The 16,212-nt window shown below is 72.3% G+C and carries 12 protein-coding genes; 7 read left to right on the forward strand and 5 right to left on the reverse strand.

Annotation, left to right across the window (positions count from 1 at the left end; all coding sequences use genetic code 11):
- Window positions 1–3 precede the first annotated feature (3 nt).
- The 5 genes from N4G63_RS08130 to N4G63_RS08150 all read left to right on the forward strand — a co-directional run bounded on the left by N4G63_RS08130 (window position 4) and on the right by N4G63_RS08150 (window position 7,250).
- Window positions 4–2,592 (forward strand): PAS domain-containing sensor histidine kinase, encoded by a 2,589-nt coding sequence (locus tag N4G63_RS08130; protein WP_314599569.1) that lies wholly within the window; start codon window positions 4–6, stop codon window positions 2,590–2,592.
- On the forward strand, window positions 2,589–3,224 hold the full coding sequence (locus tag N4G63_RS08135) for a response regulator transcription factor (protein ID WP_260787827.1): 636 nt from the start codon (window positions 2,589–2,591) through the stop codon (window positions 3,222–3,224). The genes N4G63_RS08130 and N4G63_RS08135 overlap by 4 nt, the downstream gene beginning before the upstream one ends.
- Window positions 3,225–3,460: 236 nt before the next feature.
- A complete protein-coding gene (gene folD, locus N4G63_RS08140) occupies window positions 3,461–4,324 on the forward strand; it encodes a bifunctional methylenetetrahydrofolate dehydrogenase/methenyltetrahydrofolate cyclohydrolase FolD (RefSeq protein WP_260787828.1) in 864 nt (287 codons plus the stop codon).
- Between the two features lie 167 nt (window positions 4,325–4,491).
- Window positions 4,492–6,600: a M3 family metallopeptidase gene (locus tag N4G63_RS08145; RefSeq protein ID WP_260787829.1), complete on the forward strand. Its 2,109-nt coding sequence runs from the start codon at window positions 4,492–4,494 to the stop codon at window positions 6,598–6,600.
- A 14-nt stretch (window positions 6,601–6,614) separates the two neighbouring features.
- A complete protein-coding gene (locus tag N4G63_RS08150) occupies window positions 6,615–7,250 on the forward strand; it encodes a glutaredoxin family protein (RefSeq protein ID WP_260787830.1) in 636 nt (211 codons plus the stop codon).
- Here N4G63_RS08150 and N4G63_RS08155 read toward each other — a convergent pair.
- The 5 genes from N4G63_RS08155 to N4G63_RS08175 form a co-directional block, all read right to left on the reverse strand.
- The gene (locus N4G63_RS08155) at window positions 7,247–8,614 is read right to left on the reverse strand and encodes an MFS transporter (protein ID WP_260787831.1); all 1,368 of its coding nucleotides are present in this window, start codon (window positions 8,612–8,614) and stop codon (window positions 7,247–7,249) included. The two genes, N4G63_RS08150 and N4G63_RS08155, sit on opposite strands and share 4 nt — an antisense overlap.
- A complete protein-coding gene (locus N4G63_RS08160; protein WP_314599570.1) occupies window positions 8,611–10,101 on the reverse strand; it encodes a DNA recombination protein RmuC in 1,491 nt (496 codons plus the stop codon). Before N4G63_RS08160 ends, N4G63_RS08155 begins: the two co-directional genes overlap by 4 nt.
- Before the next feature lie 143 nt (window positions 10,102–10,244).
- Window positions 10,245–12,404 carry a xanthine dehydrogenase family protein molybdopterin-binding subunit gene (locus N4G63_RS08165; protein ID WP_260787833.1) on the reverse strand — a complete coding sequence of 720 codons (2,160 nt, stop codon included), beginning with the start codon at window positions 12,402–12,404 and terminating at the stop codon, window positions 10,245–10,247.
- Window positions 12,405–12,431: 27 nt separating this feature from the next.
- Window positions 12,432–12,902: a (2Fe-2S)-binding protein gene (locus tag N4G63_RS08170; protein ID WP_260787834.1), complete on the reverse strand. Its 471-nt coding sequence runs from the start codon at window positions 12,900–12,902 to the stop codon at window positions 12,432–12,434.
- Window positions 12,903–13,027: 125 nt separating this feature from the next.
- On the reverse strand, window positions 13,028–13,948 hold the full coding sequence (locus tag N4G63_RS08175; protein WP_260787835.1) for a LysR family transcriptional regulator: 921 nt from the start codon (window positions 13,946–13,948) through the stop codon (window positions 13,028–13,030).
- Between the two features lie 80 nt (window positions 13,949–14,028).
- On the opposite strand from N4G63_RS08175, the gene N4G63_RS08180 reads away from it, so the two are divergent.
- Together N4G63_RS08180 and N4G63_RS08185 are read left to right on the forward strand one after the other, a co-directional pair.
- Window positions 14,029–15,459, forward strand: coding sequence for a YbfB/YjiJ family MFS transporter (locus N4G63_RS08180; RefSeq protein ID WP_260787836.1), 1,431 nt, complete (start codon window positions 14,029–14,031; stop codon window positions 15,457–15,459).
- Window positions 15,440–16,060, forward strand: coding sequence for a carboxymuconolactone decarboxylase family protein (locus N4G63_RS08185; protein ID WP_260787837.1), 621 nt, complete (start codon window positions 15,440–15,442; stop codon window positions 16,058–16,060). The genes N4G63_RS08180 and N4G63_RS08185 overlap by 20 nt, the downstream gene beginning before the upstream one ends.
- The last annotated feature ends 152 nt before the right edge of the window (window positions 16,061–16,212 follow it).

Genomic DNA, 16,212 nt, shown 5'->3' on the forward strand with positions numbered 1-16,212 from the left:
GCCATGTCCGCCCCTTCCCAAGACTCCGGCGCCCATGGTCTGGGCACCCTGGCCCGCCGCCCGCTGGGCCGCTGGTGGCGCCGCCAATCACCGGCCCGGCAGGACCGCCTGGCCACGCTGGCGCCGCTGGCCTCGGTGCTGCTGTTCCTGGCGGCCATCATTTCGGCCTTCTGGTACCTGCGCAACGAGGAAATCGAGCGCGAGACCGAAACCGTCAAGCGCGATGCCGAGATCGCCCAGCAGCAGATCCGCCTGCGCCTGATCGAAGACCAGGAGCAGCTGGTGCGGCTGGCGCGCGAGTTCGCCACGCGCGAGCTCGACCCGGCCGAGTTCAGCCAGCAGGCCGGCAGCCTGAGCAGCGACCGGCCCGAGATCACCCGCCTGTCCTGGCTGGGCGCCGACCAGCGCCCGCGCGCACGCTTCGAGAGCGCCGGCGAGCGCGACGACGGCGCGCCCCGCGCCGGCGCCCGCCCGCCCGGCGCCGAGCTGCGCGAGGCACTGCGCAGCGAGAGCGACTGGGCCTTCATCGCCGCGCGCGACCTGCGCCAGCCGATGTACTCGCGCCCCTTCAAGGATCGCAACGGCACCCTGGTGTTCCAGGTGCATGTGCCGATGCTGGCGCGCGGCCACTTTGCCGGCGCGCTGGTGGCCGACTACTCCATCGACGTGCTGATGCGCCACTTCGTGCCCAGCGAGGTGACGCGCCGGCACGCGGTGGCGGTGATCGACGAGCACCACGCCGTGCTGGCCAGCACCGTGACACCGATGCCCGGCCGCGCGCAGCAGCGCGCGTCCATCGTGCACGAGGTGCCGCTGGCGCCGGCCGCCAACGGCCTGCTGCTGCGCGCCACTGGCTACCGCACCTCGGTGGGCCTGATCGGCAACGCGCTGTTCTGGCTGGTGGTGGCGCTGTCCATCCTGACCGTGTGGATGCTGCTGGGCACCTGGCGCCACATGCGCCGCCGCGGCCAGATCCAGGACGCGCTGGTGCAGGAAACCAACTTCCGCCGGGCGATGGAGAACTCCATGCTCACCGGCATGCGCGCCATCGACCGCGAAGGCCGCGTCACCTACGTCAACCCCGCCTTCTGCGCGATGACCGGCTTCACCGAGGCCGAGCTGATCGGCCGCCTGCCGCCCTACCCCTACTGGCCGCACGACCGCGTGGACGAGAACCACCGCCTGCTGCAGCAGCAATTGCAGGGCCGCAGCCCGGCCGGCGGCATCGAGGTCAAGGTGGCGCGCAAGAACGGCTCGCTGTTCGACGCGCGCATGTACGTCTCGCCGCTGGTGGATGCCCGTGGCCACCAGACCGGCTGGATGACCAGCATGACCAACATCACCGAAGCCAAGCGCATCCGCGACCAGCTCTCGGCCAGCCACGAACGCTTCACCACGGTGCTCGAAGGCCTGGAGGCGGCGGTGTCGGTGCTCAGCGTGCAGCAGGGCGAACTGCTGTTTGCCAACCGCAGCTACCGGCTGTGGTTTGGCGCCGATGCGCGTGGCCACGGCCTGCTGGCCAGCGGCTCGGCCAACCAGCCGCCGCAGGCCGAGCTGGAGGACGTGGACGGCTACAGCGGCCTGCCCGCGCAAGAGCTGGCCGGCCTGGGCACCGACCCGCGCGAGATCTACGCCCCGGCGCTGGACAAGTGGTTCGATGTGCGCAGCCGTTACCTGCAATGGACCGACGGCCGCCTGGCGCAGATGCTGATCGCCACCGACGTCACCGCGCGCCGCCGCGCCGAGGAGCTGGCCGCCCAGCAAGCCGAGAAGGCCCAGGTGTCGAGCCGCCTGATCACCATGGGCGAGATGGCCAGCAGCGTGGCCCACGAGCTGAACCAGCCGCTCACCGCGATCAACAACTACTGCAACGGCATGGTCTCGCGCGTGAAGTCCAGCTCGATCGACAACGAAGGCCTGATCGCCGCGCTGCAAAAGACCGCGCGCCAGGCCGAGCGCGCCGGCCAGATCATCCACCGCATCCGCGCCTTCGTGAAAAAGAGCGAGCCGCAGCGCGTGCCCGCCCATGCCAAGGACATCGTCGAGGACGCGGTCGAGCTGGCCTCGATCGAGATGCGCCGGCGCAACGTGCAGATCCACCACTACGTGGCGCAGCGCCTGCCGGTGCTCAAGTGCGACCCGATCCTGATCGAGCAGGTGCTGCTGAACTTGCTGAAAAACGCCGCCGAGGCCATCGACAGCGCCAGCCTGCCTGCCGCGCGCCGCCACATCGAGCTGCGCGTGGTGCCGCGCCATACGCCCGACGAGGGCGGCGTGATCGAGTTTGCCGTCACCGACATGGGCCCCGGCCTGCCCGAGGAAGTGATCGCCCGGCTGTACGAGGCCTTCTTCTCGACCAAGGCCGAAGGCATGGGCATCGGCCTGAGCCTGTGCCGCTCGATCATCGAGTCGCACCGCGGCCGGATCAAGGCACAGAACCTCTACAATGGGCCGAACGTCTCGGGGTGCCGGTTCGCCTTCACCCTGCCCGTCGAAACCACCGCGCGGATCGAGGAGACACCGCTGGCGCCATCCTCCGATGGCACGGCGCCCGACGCCGGTTCGAGCACTGCTGCCAAGACATCCTCATGAGCCTGATTCCCAAGAAGGGCACCGTCTATGTCGTCGATGATGACGAGGCCGTGCGCGACTCGCTGCAATGGTTGCTCGAGGGCAAGGACTACCGCGTCAAGTGCTTCGATTCGGCGGAGAGCTTCCTCTCGCGCTTCGACCCGCGTGAAGTGGCCTGCCTGATCGCCGACATCCGCATGGACGGCATGAGCGGCCTCGAGCTGCAGGATCGACTGCTCGAGCGCAAGAGCCCGCTGCCGGTGGTGTTCATCACCGGCCATGGCGACGTGCCGATGGCCGTCACCACCATGAAGAAGGGCGCGATGGACTTCATCGAAAAGCCCTTCAAGGAAGACGACCTGCTCGGCCTGGTGGAGCGCATGCTCGACCAGGCGCGCAGCGCCTTCACCCACCACCAAGAGCAGGCCAGCCGCGACGCCCTGCTCAGCCGCCTGACCACGCGCGAGGCCCAGGTGCTCGAGCGCATCGTGGCCGGCCGCCTGAACAAGCAGATCGCCGACGACCTGGGCATCAGCATCAAGACGGTGGAGGCGCACCGCGCCAACATCATGGAAAAGCTCAACGCCAACACCGTGGCCGATCTGCTGAAGATCGCGCTCGGCGCCAACTCGGCGGCCGCCGCCAAGGCCTGAGCCCGGCACGCCCGTTCTCACCTTTTTTCGACAAGGCCGCTGCTCCCAGCGGCCTTGGTGCTTTTTGGAGACCTCGCGATGAATCCACTGCACTTAGACGCGAGCGGGCCGAGCGCCGGGCCGCTCCCAGGCCGGCCCGCCATCCCCACGGGGGCTGCGCCGGGCGAAGGGCTGGGCCACGAGGCCCGGCGCGGCCTGCAGGGCTGGCCGACGTACTCGTCGGACGAGGGGCTGTCATGACCACCGCCCAACTGATCAGCGGCACCGCGCTGTCGCAACAAATCCGCGCCGAAGTGGCCGCCCGCGCCACCGCCCTCACTGCCCGTGGCGTGAAGCCCGGCCTGGCCGTGATCCTGGTGGGTGAAGACCCGGCCTCGGCCGTGTACGTGCGCAACAAGGTCAAGGCCTGCGCCGAGAGCGGCCTGCACTCGGTGCTCGAGAAGTACGACGCCAGCCTGCCCGAAGCCGAGCTGCTGGCGCGCATCGAGGCGCTGAACGCCGACCCCGCCATCCACGGCATCCTGGTGCAGATGCCGCTGCCCCGGCACATCAACCCGCAGCGCGTGATCGAGACCATCGCCGACGAGAAGGATGTCGACGGCTTCTCGATCCACTCCGCCGGCAGCCTGGCCAGCGGCCTGCCGGGCTTTCGCGCCTGCACGCCCTACGGCTGCATGAAGCTGATCGAAAGCACCGGCGTCGATCTGCGCGGCAAGCATGCGGTGGTCATCGGCCGCAGCAACACGGTGGGCAAGCCGATGGCCCTGCTGCTGCTGCAGGCCAACGCCACGGTGACCGTCTGCCACAGCGCCACGCCCGACCTGGCCGTGCACACCCGCCAGGCCGATGTGGTGGTGGCCGCGGTGGGCCGGCGCAACACGCTCACCGCCGAGATGGTGAAGCCCGGCGCCATCGTCATCGACGTGGGCATGAACCGCAACGACGAAGGCAAGCTCTGCGGCGATGTCGACTTTGCCGGCGTCAGCCCGGTGGCCGGCTGGATCACGCCGGTGCCCGGCGGCGTGGGCCCGATGACCATCACCATGCTGCTGGTCAACACGCTCGAATCGGCCGAGCGCGTGGCCGCGGCGCAGGCCTGACACCGCCGCCAGCACCGGCTGCGCCCGGAACTTGCTGCACGGTGGGCCGATCCGCCCCATGATCGGCACGGGTTCAAGCCGCGTTTGGCACCTGTTTGGCGCCTGTTCGGCCCTTGACCCGCACGCCACCGGCCCCATCATCTTGCTGTTGCACTGAACCTGCTGCCATGACCAATCCGCTGCTCAGCCCCGCCGACCTGCCCGCCTACACCGAGTTTCGACCCGAGCATGTGAGCCCGGCGCTCGACGAGCTGCTGCGCGACGCCGAGGCCGCGCTCGAGCGCGCCGTGGCCGCCGACGGCCCCACCGACTACGACCGCCTGTCGGCCTTGCTCGATGTGCCGCTCGAGCGCCTGTCGCGCGCCTGGGGCCTGGTGGGCCACCTCAACGCGGTGGCCAACACGCCCGAGCTGCGCGAGGCCTACAACGCCAACCTGGGGCGTGTGACCGAGTTCCACACCCGGCTGGGCGCTGATGAACGCCTGTACGCCCGCTACAAGGCCATTGCCAACGGCCCCGGCGCCGCAAGCCTGAGCCCGGCGCGCCGCCAGGCCCTGGCCCATGCGCTGCGCGACTTCGTGCTCTCGGGCGCCGAGCTGCAGGGCGAGGCCAAGGCGCGCTTCGCCGCCATCCAGGAGCGGCTGGCCGAGCTGGGCCAGGCCTTCTCCGAGCATGTGCTCGATGCCACCGACGGTTTCAGCCTGCTGGTGCCCACGGCCCGCCTGGCCGGCGTGCCGGCCGACGTGCAGCAGCAAACCGCTGAGGCCGCAGGCGAAGCCGGCGCCGGCCAGCACAAGCTCACGCTGCACATGCCGGTGTATCTGCCGGTGATGCAGTACGCCGACGACCGCGCGCTGCGCGAGACGCTGTACCGCGCCTATGTCACCCGCGCCAGCGAGTTCGGCCCCGCCGAGCGCGACAACGGGCCGGTGATGGACGAGCTGCTGCGCCTGCGCGCGGAAGAAGCGGCGCTGCTGGGCCAGCCCGACTACGCCTCGCTGTCGCTGGTGCCCAAGATGGCCGAGTCGCCGGCCCAGGTGCGCCAGTTTCTGCAAGACCTGGCCCGCCGTGCGCGCCCGCATGCCGAGCGCGACCTGGCCGAGCTGCGCGGCTTTGCCGCCGAGCAACTGGGACTGGCCGATCTGCAGCCCTGGGACCTGAGCTATGTGAGCGAGAAGCTCAAGGAAGCGCGCTACGCCTTCAGCGAGCAGGCGGTGAAGCAGTACTTCACCGAGCCCAAGGTGATGGAGGGCCTGTTCCACATCATCGAGACGCTGTTCGAGGTCCATATCCAGCCCGAGCCGGCGCCGGTGTGGCACGAGGGCGTGCGCTTCTACCGCATCGAGCGCCGCAACCCAGCCGCCGGTGACAGCGCGCCGCAGCTGGTGGGCCGCTTCTACCTCGACCCGTACGCGCGCACCGGCAAGCGCCCCGGTGCCTGGATGGACGGCGAGCGCAGCCGCTGGGCCCGCCCGGATGCAGCCGCCAGTGCAGCCGCCAGTGCACCCGCCGTTGCACCCGCCGGTGCAGGGGCCGGCGCCGCGGGCGCGGTGCAGACGCCGGTCGCTCACCTGGTGTGCAACTTCGGTGCGCCGATGGCCGACAAGCCGGCCACGCTGAGCCACGACGACGTGATCACGCTGTTCCACGAGTTCGGCCACGGCCTGCACCACCTGCTCACCCAGGTGGACGAGCTGTCGGTGGCCGGCATCTCCGGCGTCGAGTGGGATGCGGTCGAGCTGCCCAGCCAGTTCATGGAGAACTTCTGCTGGGAGTGGGAGGTGATCTCGCGCCTGACCGCCCATGCCGACACCGGCGAGCCGCTGCCGCGCGCGCTGTTCGACAAGATGCTGGCGGCCAAGAACTTCCAGAGTGGGCTGCAGACGCTGCGCCAGATCGAGTTCTCGCTGTTCGACATGCGCATCCACACCGAGGCCGACGCACCGGGCCGCGTGCAGGCCATCATGGACGAGGTGCGCGCCGAGGTGGCGGTGCTGCCGCCGCCGCCCTTCAACCGCTTCCAGCACAGCTTCAGCCACATCTTTGCCGGGGGCTACTCGGCCGGCTACTACAGCTACAAGTGGGCCGAGGTGCTGTCGGCCGACGCCTATGCCGCCTTCGAGGAGGCCGGCGTGTTCAACCCCGAGGTCGGCCGGCGCTTCCGCCGCGAGGTGCTCGAGGCCGGCGGCGCCCGCCCGGCGATGGCCAGCTTCAAGGCCTTCCGCGGCCGCGAGCCGAGCATCGACGCCCTGCTGCGCCACCAGGGCATGGCGTGACGCCGGGGCCGGCGATGATGCACCGCCCAGCGCTGCGCGCCGCCCTGCTTGTGGCCCTGGCCGCCACGGCGGCCTGGCCAGCCCTGGCCCAGTACAAGGTGATCGGCCCCGATGGCCGCGTGACCTACACCGACCGGCCGCCCACCGCCGCGGGCAACCGGGTGCTGAGCATCCGCCAAAGCGGCGCGGTCAGCGCGACCGATGGCGCGCCGGCCAATCTGGCCAGCCTGCCGCAGGCGCTGCGCCAGCCGGTGGCGCGTTTTCCGGTCACGCTGATCACCGCCGCCGACTGCGCGCCCTGCGACAGCGCGCGCCAGATGCTGCAGCGGCGCGGCGTGCCCTACAGCGAGCGCAGCGTGGTCAGTGACGCCGACCAGCAGGCACTGCAGCAGCTCAGCGGCGCGCTCACCGTGCCCAGCGTGCGCATCGGCAGCCAGGTGCTGCGCGGCTGGCTCGAGAGCGACTGGCTGTCCACGCTCGACCTGGCCGGCTACCCGGCCAGCTCGGCGCTGCCGCCCAGCTGGCGCTGGGCCGCCGCCAGCCCGCTGGCACCGCGGGGGGCCGAGCCGGCAGCACCGGCCGCCGCGCCAACGCCACCGCCACCTCCGCCGGCCGAGAACCCCGGCCCGACGCCCAACATCCGCTTCTAGGGTTTGCCGGCAGCGCCTGGGCTGCCATCGCCGGGGTCGGGGTCGGGGCCGGCATCCGTCAAGCCGTGCTCGGCGGGCAGGCCCGCCGACAGGCGCTGCAGCGTTGGAAAGCTCAGCAGCAGCAAGGCGGCCATCAGCCACATCGGCGCTGCCGCCGCGGTGGCGCCGGCCAGCAGGCCAAAACCGGCCGGCATGCTCAGCGTGGCCGCGTTGGTGCACAGCATGCGCACGCCCAGCGCCTCGCCATGGCGCTCACGCGGCGTCACCTGGTGCAGCAGGGCCAGGATGGTGGGCTGCACCGCGCCCAGCGCCAGGCCCAGCAGGGCCGAGCCGGTGGCCATGCCCGCTGCACCCGGCAGCCAGGCGTAGGCCGCCAGCACCGCGGTGGCCAGCACCATGGCCGCGCGCAGCATCGCGCGCTCTTCCAGCCGCGCGCCAAAGGCCGAGATGGCCAGCCGCACCACCGTGGCCGCCGCGGCAAAGGCGCCCAGCACCAAGCCGATGCCGCTGGCGCTGAGCCCGCGTGCGTGGCCCACCACCGGCACCGCAAACATGTGCGCGTCCCAGCAGGCGGCCAGCACCACGTTGAGCAGCAGCAGGCTGCGCAGCGCCGGCAGGCGCAGCAGGCCCCAGGCATCGGGCCGCCGGTCGCGGGCGGCCTGCCGCGCCGCCTCGGCATGGGCCGCGCTGCGCCGCGGCAGGCGCAGCGTGAGGGCCCAGGCCAGCGCCGGCATGGCCAGCGCAAAACCAAACGCAGCGCGGTAGCCCACGTGGTCGATCAGCAACCCGGCCAGCACCGGCGACAAGGCATTGCTCAAGGCCGGCCCCAGCGCCACCCAGGCGAACACGCGCTTGAGCTGGGCCGGCGCGTCGGCCAGCTGGCCGGCCTCGCGCTGGATGCCGACCGCGCCCACGCTGAGGGCGCCGCCGGTGAGCAGCGCGCCGAGCGCCAGCGCCGCCAGGTGCTGGCTGGCCAGCATCACGCCGGCGCCCAGCAGGGCCATCAGCACGGCCACGCCCATCGGCCGGTGCAGGCCATGGCGGTCGGCCAGGCGGCCGGCCCACAGGCTCAGGCCGATCGGTGCCACCGCGTACAGGCTCAGCAACACGCCCACCATCCACTCGGGATGACCGTGCTGGAGCAGGTACAGGCTGGCCGCCACCCGGCCGGCGGCCATGCTGGCGTGCAGGCCGATCAGGGCCCCGATCAGCACCCAGAACGAGGGCATGCGCTCACCCGGCCGCTGGCCCGTTGCACGCGGCGTGGGCGGTGTGGCCGGCGTGGGCGGTGTGGCCGGTGTGGCCGGTGTGGCCGGTGTGGCCGGCGTGGGCGGCGTGGGCGGTGTTCGCGGCGTGGTGCTCAAGCCGGCTCCCCGCGCGCGGCGGGTCGGGCCGCGCCGGCCTGGGCCAGGGCGCTGTCGGCCGCGCGGTCGTCCGCCGGTGGCGCGTCAGGCGCCGGGGAGGCTGCCGCTTCGGCCGCTTCGGTCGCTTCGGTCGCCAACAGGCGCTGGGCGTCGTGCTCGGGCAGGGCCTCCACGCGCTCGAGCTTGCGTGCCATGGCCCGGGTGCGCACGGCGGCGGCGTCGATGGTCTGGCTGGCCTCGTCGAGCTTCTTGCGGGTCTTGGCCAGCACCTCGCCGAACTTGCCGAACTCGGTCTTCACCGCGCCCAGCACCGCCCACACCTCGGCGCTGCGACGCTCGAGCGCCAGCGTGCGAAAGCCCATCTGCAGGCTGTTGAGCATGGCCAGCAGCGTGGTCGGCCCGGCCAGCGTGATGCGGTGCTCGCTCTGCAGCGCCTGCACCAGGCCCGGCCGGCGCAGGGCCTCGGCGTACAGGCCCTCGGTGGGCACGAAGAGGATGGCGAAGTCGGTGGTGTGCGGTGCGGCCACGTACTTTTCGCGGATGCTGCGCGCCTCGAGCTTGAGCCGCGCCTCGATGGCGCGCGCCGCGGCCTCCACCGCCGGCGCGTCGGCGCGGTCCTGGGCGTCGAGCAGGCGCTCGTGGTCCTCGCGCGGAAACTTGGCATCGATAGGCAGCCACAGCGGCGCGCTGCCCTGCCCGTCGGCGCCACCGCGGCCCGGCAGGCGGATGGCGAACTCCACGCGTGCGCCGCTGCCCGGCACGGTCTCGACATTGGCCGCGTACTGCTCGGGCGTGAACACCTGCTCCAGCAGGCCGGCCAGCTGCACCTCGCCGACGATGCCGCGGGTCTTCACATTGCCCAGCACGCGGTTGAGCGAGCCCACATCGCGCGCCAGCGTGCGCATCTCGCCCAGGCCCTGGTGCACCTGCTCGAGCCGCTGGCTCACCTGCTGGAAGCTCTGGCCCAGGCGCAGCTCGAGGGTGGCGTGCAGCTTCTCGTCGACCGTGGCGCGCATCTGCTCGAGCTTGCGCTCGTTGCCCTCGTGCAGCGCGGCCAGGCGCTGGTCGACCGTGCCGCGCACCTCGGCCAGGTTGAGGCCGACGGTCTGGCGCACCTCGCTCAGCCGGCGCTCGTTGGCCTCGCCGAGTGCGCGCAGCTGCTCAGCCAGCGTGGCGCCAAAGGCCGCCAGCTGGCCGCGGAAGGCGTCGATCTGCTCGTTCTGGGTGCGCGCCACATCGCCGCTTTGGGCCAGCAGGGTCTGCTGCTGCAAGGCCAGCGTGGTGCCCAGTTCCTGGCGCAGCTGGCGGCTGTGGTCGGCCAGCTCGGTGCGCAGGGCCTGCTGCTGCGCGGGCTGCTGGTTCTGCCAGCTGTCCAGCCGCTGCAACTGCGCCTGCAGGCCGGCATCGGGGGGCTGGCGGCGCAGCAGCAACAGCACCAGCAGCAGCAGGTTGAGCGCCAGCAGCGCCGGCACGGTCCATTCGGGCATGCGGCGATTGTGGCAGCGCAGGGCCCATGAAGAAGGCGCCCCGCGGGGCGCCGGTCAAGGCTGAAGCACGCGGCCCGGCCGAGCGCCCGCCCCTGCCGCCGGCTGCGCGGTCGGCCTCAGCCTCTCATTTCGGGGACACCCTCTCAGGCCTGCGCCAGGTACTGCGGCAGAAACGGCGTGCGCCGCACCCGCTTGCCGGTGAGCGCCGCGATGGCATTGGCCACCGATGGCGCCTGCAGCGCGGTGACCGGCTCGCCAATGCCGCCGGGCTTGGCCGGGCTGCTGAGCAGGGTGACGTCGATCTGCGGCGCCTCGTGGTTGCGCATCACGCGGAAGCTGTCGAAGTTGAACTGCTGCACGCGGCCCTTGTCGACCGTGATCTCGCCCCACAGCACGGCCGACAGGCCGAACACCACGCTCGACTGGATCTGCGCCAGCACCGTGTCGGGGTTGACCATCTGGCCCACGTCGGCCACCACGCTGACCTTGTGCACCCACGGCGCGCCGTCTTTCATCGAGATCTCGACGACCTGCGCCACATGGCTGTCGTAGCCCTCCATCACCGCCACGCCACGGGCACGGCCGGCCGGCGCCGGCTGGCCCCAGCCGCCCTTGGCGGCCGCGGCCTTGAGCACGGCCACCGCGCGCGGATGGGCCTCGAGCAGGGCCAGCCGGTAGGCCACCGGGTCCTGGCCGGCGGCGGCGGCCAGCTCGTCGATGAAGCTCTCGTTGGCGAAGGCGTTCATGTTGTGGCTGACCGCGCGCCAGTAGCCCACGCGCAGGCCGGCATCGTGCTTGACCACATCGTGCTGCACCGCCGGCACCTCGTACAGCGCCACCGCGGCCTCAGTCATCAGGGCGTCCGGGGCCTCAGGGGGCAGGCCGAACACGCGGCCGGTGATCGACTGCGAGGCCACGCGCCAGGTCTGCGCGGTGGGCTTGCCATCGGCGCCCACCGCGGCCGCCAGGCGGTGCACGGCCAGCGGGCGGTAGTAGTCGTGCTGCATGTCGTCCTCACGGCTCCACACCAGCTTGACCGGCCGGTTCACCGCCTTGCTGATCAGCGCGGCCTGCAGGATGTAGTCGATGTCGATGCGCCGGCCGAAGGCGCCGCCCAGGAAGGTGTTCTCCACCGCCACGTTCTCGGGCTTGATGCCCAGCACCTTGGCCACCGTGCCCTGGGCGTTGTCGGGCCATTGCGTGGGCCCGATCAGGCGGATGCGGTCGCCCTGGAAGTGCGCGGTGAAGTTCATCGGCTCCATCGGCGCATGCGCAACGTTGTGCGTCAGGTACTCGGCGCGCACCACCTTGGCGGCCGCGGCGATCACACCGGCCGCGTCGCCCACCTTCTTCAGCGGGATCGGTGTGCCGCTGTCCAGCGCGGCGCGGGTGCCGGCCACCATCGCCGCGGTGTCGAGCTGGGCGTTCGGGCCGTCGTCCCAGCTCAGCTGCAGCGTCTCGCGGGCCTTCACGGCGCGCCAGTAGCTGTCGGCCACCACGGCCACGCCATCAGGGATCTGCACCACGTCGATCACGCCGGGCAGGCGCCTGGCCTGGCTGGCATCAAAGCTCTTGAGCTTGCCGCCCTGCACGGGGCACTGGGCCAGCGTGGCGTACACCATGCCGGGCAGCTTGACGTCGATGCCGAAGCGGGCGCTGCCACTGACCTTGGCCGGCGTGTCGAGCCGGGTGAGGGCTTTGCCGACCACGCGGAACTGGCTGGCGTCCTTGATGGCCACGTTCTCGGGCACCGGCAGGCGCGACGCCGCCTCGGCCAGCTGGCCGTAGCTGGCCTTGCGGCCCTTGGGCCCGAGCACCATGGCGTTCTCGGCCTTCAGCGTGGCCGCGTCAACGCCCCACTTCTGCGCCGCGGCGGCCACCAGCATCTCGCGCACCTGGGCGCCGGCCAGGCGCAGCTTCTGCCAGCCTTCGCGCACCGAGGTGCTGCCGCCGGTGAGCTGCAGGCCGAAGATCAGCGCATTGCCGTACACCTTGCCGGGCGGCGCAAAGGCCACCTTGACCTGGTGCACATCGACGTTCAGCTCCTCGGCGATCAGCATCGGCATCGAGGTGTAGACGCCCTGCCCCATCTCGGCGCGCGCCGACATCAGCGTGATGGTGTTGTCATCGGCGATGTGCACCCAGGCATTGGGCGTGTGCACCATGGCCGCGGCCTGCGCCGCGCCGCCCAGCATGGCGCCGGGCAGTGTGAAGCCCACCAGCATGCCGCCGCTCATGGCCGCCGAGCCCTGCACGAAGCCGCGGCGCGAGACCTTGGCCAAACCCTTGGTTGGTACGCTCATCTTGTGCTCCAGAGTGGCAGGTGGCGATCAGGCCTTGCGGCCGCGCATGTCGGCCGCGGCGGTCTTGATGGCCGCTCGCACGCGCACATAGGTGCCGCAACGGCAGACGTTGCCCTTCATGGCCTCGTCGATCTCGCCATCGCTGGGGTTCTTGTTGCGCGCCAGCAGGGCCGCGGCGCTCATCAGCTGGCCGCTCTGGCAGTAGCCGCACTGCGGCACGTCGTGGCGGATCCAGGCCTTCTGCAGCGGATGGCTGTTGTTGCGCGACAGGCCCTCCACCGTGGCCACCGAGCGGTCGGCGCAGCGCGACAGCGGCGTCGAGCACGAGCGGATCGGCTCGCCATCGAGGAGCACGGTGCAGGCGCCGCACAGCTTGGCGCCGCAGCCGAACTTGGTGCCGGTGAGGCCGATCTCGTCGCGGATCACCCACAGCAGCGGGGTGTCGGACTCGGCCTGCACCTCGACGGCCCGGCCATTGATCTTCAGACGCGTGCTCATGCGGGGTCTCCTCCAGGGTGCTGTCGATCGCCAGGCCTGTGGCAGGCCCGGGCTCGCATCGATGGTCACCCGCAGCCGCCGCCCACCGATTCGGGACATACCCGCTGCAGCCGCCGGGCAACGTTTCAGCGCGGCACACCCGGCCCCGTCAAGCGCGGGTTGGGCCGGAGGGCGGGCGTCACCTTGGCGTCATCCAGCAGCGCGATCAGCGCCGCCAGCGCCGGCGACGGCGTGCCCTGCCAGACCAGGTGCGTGCGGTTGCGGCGATAACGCGCCGGCAGCGCATGCTGCTGCACCAGCTCGCCGGCGCGCTGCGACTGCAGCACCGACACCGGCACCACCGCGCAGCCGGTGCCCGCGGCCACGCAGGCGATGATGGCCGGGTAGCTGCTCATGTCCAGCGTGCGCGCCGGCAGCACCTGGCCGGCGCCCAGCCATTCCTGCAGGCGCTGGCGGTACGAGCAGCCATGGGCAAAGGCGATCAGCGTGAAGTCGCCCAGATCGGCCGGCCGCGCCACCGGCGCATGGCCCAGCGCGGTGATCAGCACCAGCTCCTCGTCAAAAAACGGCCGCGCCTGGCAGCCCGCGGCGCTGAAGGGTTCGGAGACGAAGGCCGCCTCGACCTCCCAGGCCGCCAGGCGCTGCAGCAGCGCGCCGGTGGTGCCGGTCTGCAGATCGACCCGCACCTGCGGCTGGGCGCGGTGGTAGGCCGACAGCAGCGCCGGCAGGCGGCTGCCGGCCGCGCTCTCCAGCGAGCCCAGGCGCAGCGGGCCTTGCGCCGCGCCGTCGCGCATGGCCTGCTCGGCCTCGTCGGCCAGCTGCAGCAGGCGCTCGGCATGGCCGCGCAGGCGCTCGCCATCGGCGGTGAGCACCAGGCCGCGGCCCTGGCGGCGAAACAGCGCCACGCCCAGCCGCTCTTCCAGCTGCTTGAGCCGGGTGGTCACGTTGGACGGCACACGGTTGAGCGCCTGGGCCGCGCGCACCACACCCCCCTGCCGCACCACGCTGCGAAAGATCTCCAGCGTCTCCAGATCCAGAATTCTCATGGAGAGAATGGTAGTTCTTGATTATTCATTTGTGCAACAAGGCGGTCTGCGGTTGAATCCAGGCCCATGGACAGCAGTGCATGAGCCCCACGCGCCCCCCGGCCCCGGCACCCCGCCCGGCCACGCCCTGGGCCGCCCCATCGCCCGCCCCGTCGCCACGGGCCATTGCCTGGGTCGGCCTGCTGGCCCTGGCGGTGGCCATGGGCATCGGCCGCTTCGCCTTCACGCCGATGCTGCCGCTGATGATGCGCGATGGCCTGGCCGATGCCGCGCTGGCCGCCGAACTGGCCGCGGCCAACTACCTGGGCTACCTGCTGGGCGCGCTCAGCGCGGCGCCGCTGCAGGCCTGGCTGGCCCGCCAGCCGCGCTGGGCCGCACCCGCGCCGGCCGGTGGCCAGCCCCCGCCGCTGGTGCTGCTGAGCCTGCTGGGCGTGGTGCTGCTCAGTGCCGCGATGGCCCTGCCCCAGGTGCCGGCCGGCCTGTGGCACCTGCTGCGCCTGGCGGCCGGCATCACCAGCGCCTGGACCCTGGTGGCCACCACCGGCTGGGCGCTCACCGCGCTGGCGGCGCGCGGCGCTGCGCCAATGGGCGGCTGGGTGTTTGCCGGCGTGGGCGGCGGCATCAGCGCCAGCGGCCTGCTGATCTGGGCGCTGGGCCGCTGGCCGGCCGCGCCGCTGTGGCTGGTGCTGGCCGGCATGGCGGCGCTGCTGGTGGCGGTGATGGCCTGGCTGCTGCGGCGCCGGCCGTGCGCGCCGGCCGCCCCGCCCGGGCCATCGGCGGCCGCCGAGCCGGCCACAGCGCCTGCATCAGGCGTGGCGCCCGCGGCGTCCGCGGCGTCCGCGGCGTCCGCGGCGTCCACAACGTCCACAACGTCCACAGCCTCCGCCGTGTCCGCACCACCCGCGGCGCCCACCCCACGCCCCAGCGGCTGGGGCCCGCTGGTGTTCTGCTACGGCAGTTTCGGCTTCGGCTACATCGTGCCGGCCACGTTCTTGCCGGCGATGGCGCGTGCACTGGTCGACGACCCGTTCTGGTTCGGCCTGGCCTGGCCGGTGTTCGGCCTGGCCGCTGCGCTGTCGATCGTGGCCTCGGCCCGCCTGGCCAGCCACTGGCCGCGCCAGGGCCTGTGGGCGCTGTGCCAGCTGGCCATGGCCGTGGGCGTGGCGCTGCCGCTGGCCAGCCGCTCGGGCGCGGCCATTGCCGCGGCGGCGCTGCTGGTGGGCGGCAGCTTCATGGTGGCCACCATGGCGGCCATGCAGCTGGCGCGCCAATGGCTGCCTGCCAACCCCACGCCGCTGCTGGGCCGCATGACCTCGGCCTTTGCGCTGGGCCAGATCCTCGGCCCGGTGCAGGTGCGCCTGCTGGACGGCGTGCAGTGGCAAGGCTGGGGCCCGCTCGAGATCACCAGCGCCACCGCCGCCCTGCTGCTGGCCGCCACGGCCGGCTGGCTGTGGCGCGGCCTGCCCGAACCTTCCGCCACCGAGACCCGCCATGCCCCATCTGCCCGCTGACTTGACCCAGGGCTTCGGCCCGCAGGCCACCGAGCGCCTGCCGCTGCCCGAGCCCGCCGCCTGGAGCGACGAGCAACGCCGCATCGCCCAGGCGCTGATCGACGGCCCGCGCGCTGGCGTGTTCGGCCCCTTCGTGCCATTGCTGCATGCGCCGGCGCTGGCCGAGCCGGTGGGCGCGCTGGGCGAGGTACTGCGCTTTCGCGGCAGCCTGCCCGACCGGGTGCGCGAGCTGCTGATCTGCGCCGTGGCCCGCCACACGCACAACCAGTTCGAGTGGCAGCTGCATGCCGCGCTGGCCCGCCGCGCCGGCGTGGCCGCCGCCGTGATCGACGCGCTGCGCGATGGCGCCCGCCCCGATGCCGCCCGCGATGGCCTGGCCGCCGACGAAGCCGCGGCCCTCGACCTGGCCCACGAGCTGATGCGCCAGCATGGCGCCAGCGACGCCACCTATGCCCGTGCCGTGGCGCAGTTCGGCAGCGCCGGCACGGTGGAGCTGGCCACGCTGGTGGGCTACTTCACGCTGGCCTGCTGGGTGATGAACCTGGCACGCACGCCGGCACGGCCGTCGGACGAGCCGGCGCTGCCGGGCCTGCCCGGCTGATCAGGCCGACACCAGCGCGCCTGCTCAGCGCTGCGCCAGCAGCGCGCCTGCTCAGCGCTGCGCCACCAGCGCGCCCGCTCAGCGCTGCGCCACCAGCGCGCCCGCTCAGCGCTGCGCCACCAGCGCGCCGGTCAGCGCTGCGCCACCAGTGC

The sequence above is a fragment of the Aquabacterium sp. OR-4 genome (assembly GCF_025290835.2).
In the GTDB taxonomy this organism is placed as follows: domain Bacteria; phylum Pseudomonadota; class Gammaproteobacteria; order Burkholderiales; family Burkholderiaceae_C; genus Pseudaquabacterium.